General features: G+C 43.1%; 13 protein-coding genes, 1 riboswitch and 1 other annotated feature. Of the genes, 6 read left to right on the top strand and 7 right to left on the bottom strand.

Going from position 1 to position 14,239, the window contains the following annotated elements; all coding sequences use genetic code 11:
* Positions 1-235: 235 nt before the first annotated feature.
* The 3 genes from prsW to MHI25_RS21375 all read right to left on the bottom strand — a co-directional run bounded on the left by prsW (position 236) and on the right by MHI25_RS21375 (position 2,304).
* The gene (gene prsW / locus MHI25_RS21365) at positions 236-931 is read right to left on the bottom strand and encodes a glutamic-type intramembrane protease PrsW (RefSeq protein WP_076134692.1); all 696 of its coding nucleotides are present in this window, start codon (positions 929-931) and stop codon (positions 236-238) included.
* A gap of 153 nt (positions 932-1,084) precedes the next feature.
* The gene (locus MHI25_RS21370; protein WP_036676203.1) at positions 1,085-1,699 is read right to left on the bottom strand and encodes a genetic competence negative regulator; all 615 of its coding nucleotides are present in this window, start codon (positions 1,697-1,699) and stop codon (positions 1,085-1,087) included.
* 233 nt (positions 1,700-1,932) lie between these two features.
* A complete protein-coding gene (locus tag MHI25_RS21375) occupies positions 1,933-2,304 on the bottom strand; it encodes a hypothetical protein (RefSeq protein WP_076141316.1) in 372 nt (123 codons plus the stop codon).
* A 94-nt stretch (positions 2,305-2,398) separates the two neighbouring features.
* Between MHI25_RS21375 and MHI25_RS21380 the strand changes: the two genes are divergently transcribed.
* The gene (locus MHI25_RS21380) at positions 2,399-3,295 is read left to right on the top strand and encodes a polysaccharide deacetylase family protein (protein WP_076184237.1); all 897 of its coding nucleotides are present in this window, start codon (positions 2,399-2,401) and stop codon (positions 3,293-3,295) included.
* A gap of 149 nt (positions 3,296-3,444) precedes the next feature.
* On the opposite strand, the gene MHI25_RS21385 is transcribed toward MHI25_RS21380, so the two are convergent.
* From MHI25_RS21385 to MHI25_RS21395, 3 genes are read right to left on the bottom strand one after another with little or no spacing between them, the layout of a single operon-like run.
* A complete protein-coding gene (locus MHI25_RS21385) occupies positions 3,445-4,287 on the bottom strand; it encodes a metallophosphoesterase (RefSeq protein WP_340394212.1) in 843 nt (280 codons plus the stop codon).
* Complete coding sequence (locus tag MHI25_RS21390) at positions 4,281-4,685, bottom strand: hypothetical protein (protein WP_038572439.1); 405 nt, start codon at positions 4,683-4,685, stop codon at positions 4,281-4,283. The genes MHI25_RS21385 and MHI25_RS21390 overlap by 7 nt, the downstream gene beginning before the upstream one ends.
* On the bottom strand, positions 4,682-5,275 hold the full coding sequence (locus MHI25_RS21395) for a CPBP family intramembrane glutamic endopeptidase (protein WP_036676197.1): 594 nt from the start codon (positions 5,273-5,275) through the stop codon (positions 4,682-4,684). The genes MHI25_RS21390 and MHI25_RS21395 overlap by 4 nt, the downstream gene beginning before the upstream one ends.
* Positions 5,276-5,390: 115 nt before the next feature.
* Here MHI25_RS21395 and MHI25_RS21400 point away from each other — a divergent pair, with 115 nt between their 5' ends.
* Positions 5,391-6,296 carry a hypothetical protein gene (locus tag MHI25_RS21400; RefSeq protein WP_340394214.1) on the top strand — a complete coding sequence of 302 codons (906 nt, stop codon included), beginning with the start codon at positions 5,391-5,393 and terminating at the stop codon, positions 6,294-6,296.
* A gap of 110 nt (positions 6,297-6,406) precedes the next feature.
* Positions 6,407-6,637, top strand: a binding site (T-box leader).
* Positions 6,638-6,880: 243 nt separating this feature from the next.
* Entirely contained in the window at positions 6,881-8,473 is a 1,593-nt protein-coding gene (gene serA, locus MHI25_RS21405) for a phosphoglycerate dehydrogenase (protein WP_036676193.1), read from the top strand.
* Positions 8,474-8,847: 374 nt separating this feature from the next.
* Here serA and MHI25_RS21410 read toward each other — a convergent pair whose 3' ends face one another.
* A complete protein-coding gene (locus MHI25_RS21410; protein ID WP_076127482.1) occupies positions 8,848-9,681 on the bottom strand; it encodes an SDR family NAD(P)-dependent oxidoreductase in 834 nt (277 codons plus the stop codon).
* Positions 9,682-9,840: 159 nt separating this feature from the next.
* Between MHI25_RS21410 and MHI25_RS21415 the strand changes: the two genes are divergently transcribed.
* The 3 genes from MHI25_RS21415 (at position 9,841) to MHI25_RS21425 (ending at position 14,236) form a co-directional block, all read left to right on the top strand.
* The gene (locus MHI25_RS21415; protein ID WP_340394217.1) at positions 9,841-10,797 is read left to right on the top strand and encodes a YafY family protein; all 957 of its coding nucleotides are present in this window, start codon (positions 9,841-9,843) and stop codon (positions 10,795-10,797) included.
* Between the two features lie 121 nt (positions 10,798-10,918).
* Positions 10,919-12,169 carry a HAMP domain-containing methyl-accepting chemotaxis protein gene (locus MHI25_RS21420; RefSeq protein ID WP_036676188.1) on the top strand — a complete coding sequence of 417 codons (1,251 nt, stop codon included), beginning with the start codon at positions 10,919-10,921 and terminating at the stop codon, positions 12,167-12,169.
* Between the two features lie 174 nt (positions 12,170-12,343).
* Positions 12,344-12,440, top strand: a riboswitch (cyclic di-GMP riboswitch).
* Positions 12,441-12,595: 155 nt separating this feature from the next.
* Positions 12,596-14,236: a thiamine pyrophosphate-binding protein gene (locus MHI25_RS21425; RefSeq protein ID WP_139330031.1), complete on the top strand. Its 1,641-nt coding sequence runs from the start codon at positions 12,596-12,598 to the stop codon at positions 14,234-14,236.
* The last annotated feature ends 3 nt before the right edge of the window (positions 14,237-14,239 follow it).

Consider the following 14,239-nt stretch of genomic DNA (forward strand, 5'->3'; position numbering starts at 1 on the left):
GACTATAACGTCCGCTCATGCTCTCTCTTCAATCTCAAAGCCACTGCTATTACTGCAAAGGCATTGTTTAAAGCCGGTTTGAATGACACCATGCTCTTTAATCCCTCTTAATATGTAGGTCTCACCACACTGTTTGCAAACGATACGTACTTTTATACGCAAAAAAAGACACCTCTCTCCTCTCTGGAATTCCTTACTAGGAACTGCCCTTCGAATATAAGTGTGTCCATCTCGATTATAGGTTAACCTCTTCTTCACGTTTCAGAAAGCGGAAAGGAGAACGGCTGTTGGCCCTAGCAACCTTTCCCATACCTCCATACCATAGGATAGCCATCAGAGGCACAATAAACCATATCCAATAGTTGGCTGTCGTACTCAAAATAAAGTCATATATCCCATGCCACATCCATGGCAACAGGAGAGAAAACACCAGAATTCTGCGGGTATGAACTCCTTTTGAGAACTTCGCCCTTCCCATATGGTAGCCCATGATCACACCAAACATAGCGTGTCCAGAAACCGGAAGAAGTGCTCTTAGAAACATTGATCCGATTGAAGCGTTGCTATACCAAGCGTACATTACATTTTCTATTGTTGCGAAGCCGAGCGAAATCGCCACAGCGTATAGTATCCCATCATATGGCTCGTCAAATTCGGTATGATTGTAAATCATATGGTACAGCACAAACCACTTTAGACATTCTTCCACGCCAGCGGATATGAGAAACGACTCCACGTAGGGACCACCATTTAGTCCCAGCATCAGCCCTCTCTGAATGATCATTACTGGAAACACAATCAGAAGGCCGAGCAAGAATACTTTAATGACTACATGAAGCGGTTCTTGATCATACTTGTCTTTCAGATAAAAAAAGGTCAACAGAGCAAGTCCCGGCGCTACTGCCGACGTAATGACCGATAACACGAGCACCGAATAACCTCCCTACACCCCTAAACCCTATTACTGCCGTTACACAGCAAGGTAGATGATAACTTTGATACAAGAATGACCGACATATCACCAACAACAAGACTAGGGCTGATCGGCCTAAACAATGGTCATCAGCCCCTAGATCTTGCTTAATTACTCCTGACGCTTAAAATGAGTGCACAATAACTGGACCGCATTCTCCGGCATCACTGTTTTCCCGTATTCATCGAGAACAGCTTCTGTGACCGGTGAGGAATCTCCAAACTCAGCAAGTACGCCAACAAGACCTGACAACGCCGTTTCTTCAAATTCCTTTGGATCGAAATACAGATACCATTTATTGTTATAAGAATACAGTTTCCCCTGGGAAGTAATATTACCGATGAGCACATGAGCCGCTTCAACCAGAACCTCGAAATCGCGGAATGCATATACAATGGAGTCGCTTTGTTCAAGAGTAACTTCCATTTCATAAATCTCTTCTGGCAATTCTTCTTCCCCGGACGCACCGTACTGATGGTGATCATATTTTCCTCGGGTCACTATAACGACCATGCCTTGCGCGGGCAATGCGAAAACTTCTACGGCAAGCGGACCCGTGGCATCAAAACCTAGTTCACTATATGCTTGATCCATCATCTCCGTAAACAGGTCATGAACCTTAGGAACTTCCTGCCACATGTCTTCCTTCTGGATGCCCCGCTCGCTCAGGTCGTCAAAAGTGAGGAAAATCCGTATCTTATCTTGACTTAATCGCTCTATTCTCATGACAGGATCCTCCTTTTGCAAGCTCATTTATTATAATGTATGATGAGTCCCGAGTAATGAGCCAAAAATGGTTACTATGTAAGTATGTTATCATTTTGCCGAGATAAATGCACGTAAATAAATATATAAAATCCTCTCTATTGAATAAACCATTTTCAAGGCCCGAATAATAAAAAAGAATCATTCTGCGGAATATTTCATCCCCAAAATGATTCTGATGGAGTCCTTTACGGTTACAATCCCGGTATGGTTGTATGCGTTTCTTTAAGAATCTGCTCTACTTCGCTCTTTACTTCAGGATTGCTGCGAATGAATTCCTTTAACAATTTAAGATTGGATTCCTTCGACTTCACTGGTGATTCAGTCTTATGCTCAGAGGTTGCGCTGCTTGAACCGTTACTTTGAGCATTACTGCTTGAAACAGCAGTGTTACCAAAACCAGTCGTGGCCATACCGATTATTTTTTCTTTTGCTTTATCTGCAGCCCCACTCATGGAACCACCCGATTGCCCTAGCGAAGACATTAAAGAATTCCGCTTTTTGGACATAATCATACTGGCTGCGGCGCCCATCAGCACCCCGCATAAAAATGACGAAGTATTCATATTTCCAGCCTCCTTGTATGGTAAAATCATGTTTAGTGTTCGCGGAAAGATTCCGGCTCATACAACCTAATAACAAGAAAGCGAGTTGAAAAAAGTGGGTAAAATGACATCAGTGCTCCTATTGGCTACCTTGCTGCTTACAGCCTGTGGCAACAGCGGTGCAAATGGAAATACAGCCAAGGAAACAAACACCACAAACAATCCGCCCACGGCGGCAGCTACACAAAGCGCAGAAACTACGGCGCCAGCACCTGAAGCAACAGCCAGTCCTACCCCTGAAGCAACAGCAGATGGAGGTACTACAGGAAATAGTACAGCCAGTAAGGGTGAAGCATCCGCTGAAATTCCACTGCTGTACCATATGAACAAAAATTACGACATCGTCCCTAATGAGGAAGCTACAAATAAAAAAGTGGTTCTGCTCACTTTTGACGACGGTCCTAAAGATGCGGCAATGATTAACCCTTTGATGGATGTTCTGGACAAACATCAAGCTAAAGCCATCTTTTTCGTAAATGGTTATCGTGTTAAGGAGCATCCTGAGCTTCTGGAGTTAATACATAACCGCGGTGGAATTATCGGCAACCACAGCTGGGATCATATTGTATTGAAAGACAAGTCCTATACTGAGGTTAAAAAGCAAATCGAAGACGTTCAAGATATTGTCAAAGAAACATTGGGAGAAGCTCCTCACTTTTTCCGTCCGCCACATGGTGCCGGCGGGGATGTTGGCAAGAAGGTCGCGGCTGAGAATGGAATGTTATACATGACCTGGTCTGTAGGCTCACTTGACTGGGAAATGAAAGAAAAGGAAACGGGTAAGACAGAAAAATTGATCAGTAATGTTACCGATCAGCTGCATTCCGGCAGTAATATCCTGATGCATGAGCTACCATGGACCGTTGAGGGACTGGATACCTTGCTCACTACACTTGAGGGTAAAGGCTACAGCTTTGTTGATCCGCGCAGCATTGAGCTAAAAATGCGTTGATCTTCTCATCTTTACATGTCCGATAGTTGCTTCGTCAGTGCAATTGTTTTCGAATCAAACAAAAATAGAAGGGGGTTCCAAAAGCCATTTGCATGGCTTTGGAACCCCCTTTTTACGCTACCAGTTTTTCTTACTGGAAAGAGTAAGCACTATTGGGTTGATTTACGCAGTGTCAGCACATGCATTTCAGCAGGACTGCCCCAGCGAAGTGGCAGATGTGCTGTTCCAAACCCTCTGCTGATCAGCAGCAGGGCATTTTTTGCGGAACCGTCCCCTCTTGGCCAACTAAACTTTCCAGCGTCATATTTATGATAGAAATGCTCTACATGTCTTTGACCCACAAATGGAAGGATCACCTGCCCCCCATGCGTATGACCTGCGAGAATCAGGTCCGCTGGCACACTCTGGCGCTTCGATAACCAAAGCGGATCATGTACAAGAATAATACGACACGTGTCTTCAGCAGAAGGGGTTGTGGTTAATTGCGGAAAAGGACCGTATGGAGTTTTGCCCCCATTTTTCGGAATATCAATTCCGGTTAACCAAAGTTTAGCTCCCTCACGTTCAAAAGCCACATTTTCATCCATTAACAGTTTTGCACCACTGTCCTGAATAATCTCATCTACCCTTGAAATATTAGCCCGATAATCATGATTTCCATGCACTACATAGGTAGATGCAATAGAAGTAACTAGAGTCATATTATCGACAAGACGATTTAAAGGACTATCTTTTTCCGCTAGATCTCCTCCCAGAAAAACAACATCTACCCCACCCTTTAATGGTGTCAGAAGCGCGGAAGGAAGGCGGCGGCGATGGATATCTGTTATAAACAAGATACGAAATCCATCAAACTCTTCAGGTAGCGAATCTAGCATTATTTCCTCGGTAATAATTCTGTTTCTAAAAGCATTAATCACCATAATTATGACAACGGCCGCAGCTATCAATAAAATGACCAAAGCCATTCCCCATGCCCATGTGCTCACCATAATGTACTCAGCGGAGGCGCTCCTTCAATTCCCCACCAAAGCAGCCCGATTAGCAAAATAACAAAGATAAAAATCAAAGAATTTACAAACATCTTGCTTAGACGAACTTTTTCTGAAGAATAAGTATCTGAACGAGAAGGAACAGATTCTTCGTCCTTCTCTTTACTTCCTGTGGAAGAGCGCTTTGCAGAACCTGCTGGGCGGCGAGCTTTTCTTGATAAAGTTGCTGTAGAAACCCGAGCGGTAGCATTTTTCTTTATAGGAGTAGACTTCTTTTCAGGAGTAGCCTTTTTTACAGCCTCTGAAGTCCGCTTCTCTTTTTTACTTTTGCCAGGATGTTTGCTTTCACTTTTGTGTTGTTTTTGTCGAGACTTTACCCGGCTTAATTCCTCACTCATGATTCCCTCCTATAGCGGATCACCAGACCTGAGATCAGGTCGATGAAGAAGTGACATAGTATAGGGGCCCAGAGGCTGCCCGATTGAATGTAAATATATCCAAGACCATAACTGCTTAAGAATACCCAGCCGGTAGGTACAAAGTGACGTAAATAACGGACATGAATAAGAGCAAATACTATACTCGTCCAATAAGGGCCAATGGAATATTGGATGGCTCCGCGGAATAAGAGCTCCTCACATACCGATACAATTGCTGCTATGACGATAATATGCCACACAGGGCGATTTCGAAATAAAAGGTCGTTTATTCCACCATCATCCATGCTTTCCTCAGGGACAATATGTGTCAATAAATAGTCAACAATTAGCATTGCAGCAGCAAGACCGAGGCCCCATGCCACAAAATGTACTTTTTCTGGAATAATTAATAGCTGAAAAGGATTTCTTTTCTGAAATAATATCCATATCAAACCGATAATTAATGTGAGCCCCTGAGTGATATAAAGATTGAGCAGCAGAAGACGGTCTGTCAACTGGCCTGGTTCTACCTTTTTAACCTTAATCTCGCCAAATTTGAATTTTTTCATCGTGACCTGCCTGTTCTTTATTTTTTTCGGGCCGCTCCGAGAGAGAAACCGTCCATAGTGTTGCTATCAATACATAATACATAGGATAATCCCCCCAGAAAAAGGAGCATTTATTATGAGCAAACGTAAGTCCCGCAATCAAATGTTATACACGCTAGTTTTTTTGTTTTTCTTAGTTTGCGCCTTCGCCGCATTTTTTACTGGCGTCAAGGTTGGCGCAGACAAAACTGAAGCCAAATATGACAATCAATCAACCATGAATGGATTAGTAGAATTCACGGGCTCGTATCAACAGCAGGATCTTGTTACTTTCTATCATAACGTATTTTTGCCATATCGGGAATTCAAGCGGAATTGGAACATTCAAGTAGATAAGTTAGCGCGCAGCACAGATGCTCGTATGAATGCGGCAGTAATGAAGAATCTAAGTATTCTAGCAGACCAGCAATATGAAAGAGTTAATCAAGATTCAATTTTCACTAACTCTCCTCTATTACATCAGTCACAGGTCAATGTACTCAAAAGCTTAACTTTATTTTCTAAGGCCTCCGGCAAAGTCTCTACTAGTGCCTCTGGTGCAGAGACAGCCAAGTTATTGAAAAATGATGAATTTACAACCGGCGCCGTGAAGTACGGTCTGTTAGCACAAAAGAACTTCTATGATTCTATGCTAAAATGGGGCTCTAAGACAAACCAGAAAATACCTTCTGCACCTGGCGAACTAAAAACGATGTCTTTCATCCAGTGGAAAAAAATGCCGCTTCTTTTGAAGAATGCTTCTATCGCTGACATGATGCTGAATCGCGGAATTTTTGCAGGTTATGATCCTCAGGACATCACTGCTAAAATAGACGATATGATTTACTCAGGCACTGCAAGCTCATTAAATCTTTCGGATATCCAGTCCTCAGTAACCTTGTTGATTTCTACAGGTGCTGTGCAGGAACAGGATTTTGTAAAATGGCGGGAACAGTATTATAACAGGGAGACACTTCCACAGCTTCCGTTCTTTTTTGAATAGAACCAGTTATTGAATCATAACGAAAAATGAAGTTCACTTCAAGAAACGCTGCTTGCAAAGCCTATTGACACAACTTGCATACCGTGTTACATTATGAAAAAATTAATCATTCAAAACCGATGATGGAACAAAGATCCTGGAAGTCTTCAGAGAGCCGGTGGTTGGTGCAAACCGGTGACGAACAGCTATCTTTAGCGCTCCTGAGATATTGTATCGAACCTTAAAGTAGGTACAATCGGATCAACTCCGTTAACAGTGTGGCCTATGCAGGCCAATGAGGCTGCTTCTTCCAAGTTGCAGTGAATTAGGGTGGTACCACGAAGATAACTCTCGTCCCTTACTACGGCAGTAGTATGGGGTTGGGAGTTTTTTTAATTCCCTAATCCCCCATAAATACTACCTTATGCCCAAAGTTACCGATTTCGCGGTACTCTTGCACGCTGTTTCTTTTGTGCGACACCGCGTTGATCTACTATTATTACATGTTTTTCTCTACTAGTTCGTGAACCTTCTGGTATTGTGGACTGCCCATCAGGGCGTCCTCGACATATAAAGCTTTTCAACTTTAAGGGGGATAAGAAACCATGTTTAAAGTATTAGTATCGGATCCAATCAGTGATTTGGGCATTCAGCAATTGATGGACGCAACAGATGTAGTTGTAGACAAAAAAACAGGTCTCAGTGAAGATGAGCTCGTTGCAATCATCGGTGAATATGATGGTCTACTCGTCCGCAGTCAAACTACAGTAACTGAAAAAATTATCGAAGCTGGAAAAAACTTAAAGGTCATTGGTCGTGCAGGTGTGGGTGTAGATAATATCAAGCTGGAAGCTGCTACTCAACGTGGGGTTGTTGTTATCAACGCTCCTGATGGAAATACCATTACAACTTGTGAGCATGCTTTTGCAATGATGATGGCTTTGGCCCGTCACATTCCACAAGCTTACGCAAAAACAATTGGTGGAACCTGGGATAGAAAAACCTTCGTGGGTGTAGAACTTCGCGGCAAAACTTTAGGTGTACTGGGAATGGGCAGAATCGGTAGCGAAGTGGCAAAACGTGCCAAAGCTTTCGGCATGGAAATCCTTGCTTTTGATCCTTTCTTAACTGCTGAGCGTGCTGAGAAACTGGAAGTAAAATTAGCTTCCGTTGACGATGTAGTCCGCGGAGCAGACTTCATTACTGTGCACACTCCACTTACTCCGGAAACACGCCATATGATTTCCCGCCCGCAATTTGAAGTGATGAAAAAGGGAATGCGCATCATCAACTGTGCCCGTGGTGGTGTAATTGATGAAATGGCGTTAGTAGAAGCTATTGATAGCGGTATTGTTGCTGGCGCTGCATTTGACGTATTCGAAAAAGAACCGCCACAAGCAGATCACCCATTCTTGTCGCATCCAAAAATTATCGTGACTCCTCACTTGGGCGCTTCTACAATTGAAGCTCAGGAGAATGTAGCGATCGATGTATCGGAACAAGTACTGCATATTCTGCGTAATGAACCGTTCATCAATGCTGTAAATATTCCTCCAGTTGCTCCAAGCGTAATGAACAAACTCCAGCCTTACTTCACACTTGGTGAGAAGCTGGGCAGCTTTGTTACCCAGATTACAGATAGTGCTATTCGTGAAATCCATGTTGAGTATGCGGGTGATCTGTCAGATGTCGATACCCAACCACTTACCCGCTATATTGTGAAAGGCGTGCTCTCCCGCCACTTCGCTGAGGATGTTAACATCGTTAACTCCATGCACTTGGCAAAAACACGCGACGTTAATGTAGTAATAACTAAAGCTTCCAAAACTAAAGGCTTCACTAATCTGATTACCGTGACCCTTAAAACAGATCACGACCAAGAACGTCTCGTAGCCGGAACATTGCTGCAAGGTTATGGAGAAAGAATTGTTCAAGTGAACAAGTTCCCGGTTGATATCGCTCCTGAAGGACATCAAATTGTAGTATCCCATAACGACAAACCAGGGATTATCGGACTTGTGGGCACATTGCTGGGCGAAAATGATGTCAATATCGCCTCCATGCAAGTGGGACGTAAAATCGTTGGTGGCGAAGCAATCATGCTGCTGACCGTTGATAAAGCTGTACCTACTCATGTGCTTGTGAAGCTTGCTGGCCTGCCAGAAATCAACACTGCCGAAGAAATCATTCTTCTGTAAGCAATACGATAGAAATCAAACAACAGAGCAGCGATCCTCCTCTTATAGGAGTTTCGCTGCTTTTGTTGTTGATCGTTGACCCGTTTCGGCTTCATTTACAATATCGAATTGAGTACCCTCGTGGAGGCTTACGTACGCCCTTGAGGTTACGGACCCAGATGACCTTATATGCAATAATTTCGCCTTTGAAGCAGGGTTTCGGACTCTGGTGCCACTATTCCTCAAAAAGAGAGCTAAATCAGGTGCTTTGCCTATCAATAGCGTCTCTGGGGACCGATAGCGTTCTAAATATACGAAAATACTGCATTATAGATCAGCTGTGTCCTATACTGCTTCACACGCACATATGGGATCAAACAGATCAAGTTTGCTGTTTAGACTAAGAATGCGGGAACAGTCCGACCATCGATGTCTGTAAATCCATACTTTTCAGCCAGCTTAGCAACCTGCTGCGGTTGTCCGGTCATAGACATGACCTTAGGATCGGCTGCTAGAGCAGCGGCTGCTCTACCGATATAGGTTGTGGATTCAGTCATCTGCAATTCTTCAACCTCATGCCAATGCTCCTCATCCGTGTTCATGCTCTCCAACACCGCCTCTGTCCTCATCCAGCCCGGAGTAAGCGGAATAACTGCAATGTTGTCCTCTTTAAGCTCATTCGATAACCCGTAGGCCATGCGGACAAGTGAGTTTTTAGAAAGATCATAATAGAAGTTTCCAAGATATTTGTAATGATCCCAAAAGGTTGTGTGGATGATTAGACCGCCAGCTTTTGCCTCACGCATTAATGGTATTGCATAATAATTTGTTATCAACTGTGCCCTCACACCCGCATTAAACATATTGTCCCAATGCGCTGTAGGAAGCTCCCAGAAAGACTTCTGCTCAATAGGTAAATCGTTGCCGCCCCATACATTATTGACTAAAATATCAAGCTTTCCTTGCTCTGAAGCAATCTGGCGAATGACCGCCTCTGTCTCCTGATCTTTTGTATGATCACATCGTATGGCGCTGCCGGACCCTCCCTCCGCTTTTATTTCCCTAAGTACGTTATCAATGCTCCGCTTGCTATGCTCTATGCCAGAAGCCTCTGTCGTTCTGCCCGTAATATAAACGAATGCACCTTTCCTTGCCAGCTCCAATGCAATTCCTCTACCAGCACCTCTGCTGCCTCCGGTGACCAATGCTACTTTTCCTTTTAAAGTCATGTTCTCAATCCTTTCTACACTTGTTTTTCTCTAAATGTTCTGTATTTAATCCTTACCTTATATAAGTATAATTCTTTAATATGACATCAACTGACATATATAATATAATAATTAATTAAGAACTAACTAACATTTATTAGGAGGAGGAATGTTCCCTTAATGAGAGCCGATCGTTTGTTATCCATCTTACTTTTGCTGCAAAATCGTGGAAAGATGACGTCCCGTGAGCTAGCCCAGACCTTAGAAGTGTCTGAACGAACTGTGTTTAGAGATATGGAAGCCTTATGTACAGCGGGAATACCGATTCTTGCCGAACGGGGACGCGAAGGAGGTTGGATGCTCACAGAAGGTTACCGAACCTCCTTAACGGGTATGAAGCCCTCAGAGATTGCAACTCTGCTGCTGTCCGCAGACTCCTCGATTTTAAAAGATCTGGGTATACAAAACGACTTCTCTTCTGCCGTGCTTAAGCTGGAGGCTGCTTCCCCATCCAGGTCGAATAATCCAGCCAGTTACCTGAGCCAGCGCATTCATATAGATGGTGCCAGCTGGCACCCTTCCGACGAGACGTACCCGTTTCTTTCTGTCCTTCAGGAAGCTGTTTGGGAAGACCGTAAAGTGAAGATCACTTACCCACGGAATGACGAGATGAAGGAGCGTTTCATTGAACCTCTCGGGTTAGTCGCAAAACGTGGAGTTTGGTATGTAGTGGCACGAACCGAGGGTGAAATGCGGACTTTTCGCGTGTCGAGATTAATAAAAGCTGACTCAACTAATGAAACATTTCTCAGACCTGAGGCTTTTGATTTAAAAAGCTACTGGGAACAATCGACTTTAGCTTTTAAAGCAGCACTGCCAAAATATGTAGTGAACTTAAAGGTGAATGAGTCTATTCTTAAAGAATTACAACGTGAAAGATATGTAACTATAACTTTAGTAGAACCCTCTGCTAATACTGGGTGGATGAACGTGGAGGCCGAGTTTAATGCTATAGAATCTGCCTGTCGTATCGTACTCTCTTTCTCTCCTTCAGTTATTGTTTTAGCTCCTATCGAACTAGTAAGGATGGTAAAGTCTGCTATTAAAACAATTTCCACAATATATGAGGAATTTTGACATGAATTCTAAATATCTACTACTTAAAGAAGATTTATGACACTTCTCTATAGACCAATGACCTATAAATCCCCTATAATAACACCATTACATAAAATTTAATAAGGGGGACATTTTACCAATGAGCTGGATGCACAAACTTCCGTTAAAACAAAGAATTGTTGCCGGATGTTACCTCGTTGCCGCACTGTTTGCTATTCCTGTCTTAGTTACGTTAATGATTCTAGGTCAATTTCTCGTAGGAATTATACTAGTAGTTGTTCTTGCAGGTCTGACTTTACCTGTTGCTCGCTTCGTGGAGAGAACGCTTACATCATCTTTTGATGATATTGCTAATGTATCTCACAGTATTTCAAAGGGTGATTTCACTAGCAGAGCGGACGAAAATGGTTCAATGGGTGACGTAAGCCGCTCCTTTAACACAATGATTGATAAGCTCAAGAAGATTCTGACCGATGCATCGCAGATCACCCGTCAAGTTATGGATGCAAGCCGCGGAATCGAAGATAAGAACCAGAACCTGAAAATTGTCATGGCACAAGTAGCCTCTTCTTCTACTGAGCTCGCTCTTGGTGCAAATGAAATATCTACGGATATCGCTGATATGACAGAATCCATTAAAGACATTGAGACCAAAGTATCCAATTATACGAACTCCACCAAAGAAATGAACAGACGTTCAATACATACCTTAGAACTTGTTGAGCAAGGGCGCCAATCCGTAGATACACAGGCTGAAGGCATGCGTAAAAACATAGAGGCTACACAAAAAGTGGCTGATACTATTGAAGCTCTCTCACAAAATGCCCGCGGGATTACGATGATCACCAAGACCATCACAGAGATCGCTGAGCAGACCAACCTGCTGTCACTGAATGCCTCCATCGAAGCTGCTCGTGCCGGAGAGCATGGTCGGGGTTTTGCCGTTGTAGCTCAAGAGGTTCGCAAGCTTGCTGAAGAATCTACGGCATCCACAAAAGAAGTATTCGGCTTGGTCCGCAGCATTGAGTCAGATATTAAACAAGCCATCGATAATATTGCCATCAATGAAGAGGTTGTGCAGGTTCAGAATGAAATGATCACTCAATCTGCCCATATTTTCGCACAAATTGTACAAAGCGTGCAGTACATTACCGAGCAAATCTCTTCATTCTCTGCGGAGAGTGATCTTATGCTAGAAAGTGCCTTGAAAATTTCCAGTGCAATTGAGAATATCTCAGCAATCACCGAAGAAACTGCTGCTGGCACGGAAGAGGTATCGGCGGCTATGAATGAACAGATTAATGCCCTGCAGTCTGTTGCAGAAGAAACGGAAAAAATGACCCAGGCCGTATTTAATCTGCAAAAAACCATTCATATCTTTAAATTCTAGTTCAAAACTATCAACTGCCACCTAAGCTGAGTCTTAGGTGGCAGTTTTTTTCGCGAGGTAAAACTTCATCTCTTGGACAAGACTTTCGTCAAATTTCGAGTTTTTTTAGCGGATTATGTTGACAAAAATTAATGAGGAATATATTGTAAAGGAAAATTATTCTTATCAACTATAAATTAATATTGGCAAAATCCTCGAAAGAGGATGACGCAAAACCATGGATCTACAGCCTCATTTTTTCGTTTGAGGCCATGATTGCCAGGTTGCAGAGGAACCAGGACGGCTGAACTATTGTTCAGTCTTAGCGGTGCCTTATGCCACCAACCTGTGCTTACTATAGAGCACAGGTTTTTACTTTTTGAGTATATTGATCTATCGTATCTATTCGGTAGATTAATAACTAATATATATCAAAAAACTTGTGAGGTGTTTCTTTTGAAGACAGTCGCAGATTACATGGCGGAAGCACTACGTAACCTTGGAGTCACCCATTCTTTTGGGATCATTGGCAAATCCATTTGTCCAATTGTTCTAAAGATGGTGGATTACGGTATTGAATTTATTCCCGGCAGACATGAAGCAAGCTCCGGATTCGAAGCAGCAGGGTATGCGCTGAAAACGGGTAACCTAGGCGTAGCATTTGGTACTTCGGGTCCTGGGGGAACTAACCTGCTTACAGCAGCAGCACATGCGAAAGCTAACAACCTACCTGTCCTATTTATTACCGGCCACCAATCCATTACAGAGCTTGGAATTCCTCAATGTCAGGACTCCACCTCTTTTCTGGCTGATTTAGCTGATATGTTCAGACCTGCCACCTTGTTCAGTAAATTGGTTGAACGTGGGGATCACTTTGGTACTATTTTTAATCATGCGATTTCTGTGGCCCTGACCAAACGGGGTCCTGTTCATCTTTGTATTCCTTTTGATGTACAAACTGAAGTATTGGAAGAATGCAATATAGTAATCCCAGAAAGAGAGTCTCTAATTAGTCAAGCTAATATCGATAGAGTCATCGAAGCTATTCAAGCTGCTAAGAATCCTTTGATTATTGCGGGTAAAGGAATTAACCGCTCCGGAGCACATAAAGAGCTTGTTCAACTCGCAGAAACTTTTAATATTCCTGTAGTAACATCTCCTGGTGGAAAAGGGGCTATAGTCTGGGATCACCCACTCTATCATGGTCCTATTGGCGTTGGCGGTTCGACCCACGGGGACGATTTATTGAATAAAAGCGATTTATTTATAGTGCTTGGATCACGTTTAAGTGATATGACCATCTGTAATCTTAAACGGGAGAATCATCCAGCAACTTTAATTCAATTTGATATTGATCCAACCTTTGTCGGAAAAATACTATTGTCCAAAACGATACCGGTCACTGGGGACCTGCGCGATAATTTGGTGCACTGCCTAAATCATATTGACCCAAGCACAATCACCAAACGTGAGGCTTTGGCCGATGCGGATTATTCAGAAGAGCTTCCAACCCTCAAGAATCTTTCCCTTGCTTCCGTAATGAGCACTTTAAGTGATTTGATCCCTTATAATAATTCAATTTTCGTTGATGATGGAAGTCATGGATTCCACGCTGCAAAATGGTACAAGGTTAAGAAACCGGGCAGCTTTGTTTTTGATGCGTATTTTGCTTGCATGGGTAATTCGATCGGCATGGCTATTGGTGCAAAAGTTGCAGCTCCTGAAGAAACTGTCCTCTGCATTACAGGTGATGGTTGTTTCATGATGCTCGGCGCTGAGATTAACACCGCTGTCTGCAAAGATATCCCTGTCATCTTTATCGTGGTCAATAATAAGCAACTAGATATGGCTCTTAAGGGTATGGAGAAAACCACAGGTCGTATCGATGGAACTCTATATGAAGTACCAATGGACGCCGTGAAATTCGCTGAATCTCTAGGTGCTAAAGGCTACAAATGTGAGACTGCGGATGAATTCACAGCTGCAATTAAAGATGCGGTAGCTCTAAACCATGTTGCCGTTATTGAACTACTAACAGACCGTGATGAAGTCCCTCCGACTGCACACCGTACTTTGAACCTAAACTAGGAG

This window comes from Paenibacillus sp. FSL E2-0177 (assembly GCF_037992975.1).
In the GTDB taxonomy this organism is placed as follows: domain Bacteria; phylum Bacillota; class Bacilli; order Paenibacillales; family Paenibacillaceae; genus Paenibacillus_AQ; species Paenibacillus_AQ odorifer.

What these genes read in the sequence shown, in the direction of transcription:
- MHI25_RS21370 (WP_036676203.1), bottom strand. Translation starts at nt 1,699, where the DNA reads ATGAGAATAGAGCGATTAAGTCAAGATAAGATACGGATTTTCCTCACT.
- MHI25_RS21375 (WP_076141316.1), bottom strand. Translation starts at nt 2,304, where the DNA reads ATGAATACTTCGTCATTTTTATGCGGGGTGCTGATGGGCGCCGCAGCC.
- MHI25_RS21385 (WP_340394212.1), bottom strand. Translation starts at nt 4,287, where the DNA reads ATGGTGAGCACATGGGCATGGGGAATGGCTTTGGTCATTTTATTGATA.
- MHI25_RS21390 (WP_038572439.1), bottom strand. Translation starts at nt 4,685, where the DNA reads ATGAGTGAGGAATTAAGCCGGGTAAAGTCTCGACAAAAACAACACAAA.
- MHI25_RS21395 (WP_036676197.1), bottom strand. Translation starts at nt 5,275, where the DNA reads ATGAAAAAATTCAAATTTGGCGAGATTAAGGTTAAAAAGGTAGAACCA.
- MHI25_RS21400 (WP_340394214.1), top strand. Translation starts at nt 5,391, where the DNA reads ATGAGCAAACGTAAGTCCCGCAATCAAATGTTATACACGCTAGTTTTT.
- serA (WP_036676193.1), top strand. Translation starts at nt 6,881, where the DNA reads ATGTTTAAAGTATTAGTATCGGATCCAATCAGTGATTTGGGCATTCAG.
- MHI25_RS21410 (WP_076127482.1), bottom strand. Translation starts at nt 9,681, where the DNA reads ATGACTTTAAAAGGAAAAGTAGCATTGGTCACCGGAGGCAGCAGAGGT.
- MHI25_RS21415 (WP_340394217.1), top strand. Translation starts at nt 9,841, where the DNA reads ATGAGAGCCGATCGTTTGTTATCCATCTTACTTTTGCTGCAAAATCGT.
- MHI25_RS21420 (WP_036676188.1), top strand. Translation starts at nt 10,919, where the DNA reads ATGAGCTGGATGCACAAACTTCCGTTAAAACAAAGAATTGTTGCCGGA.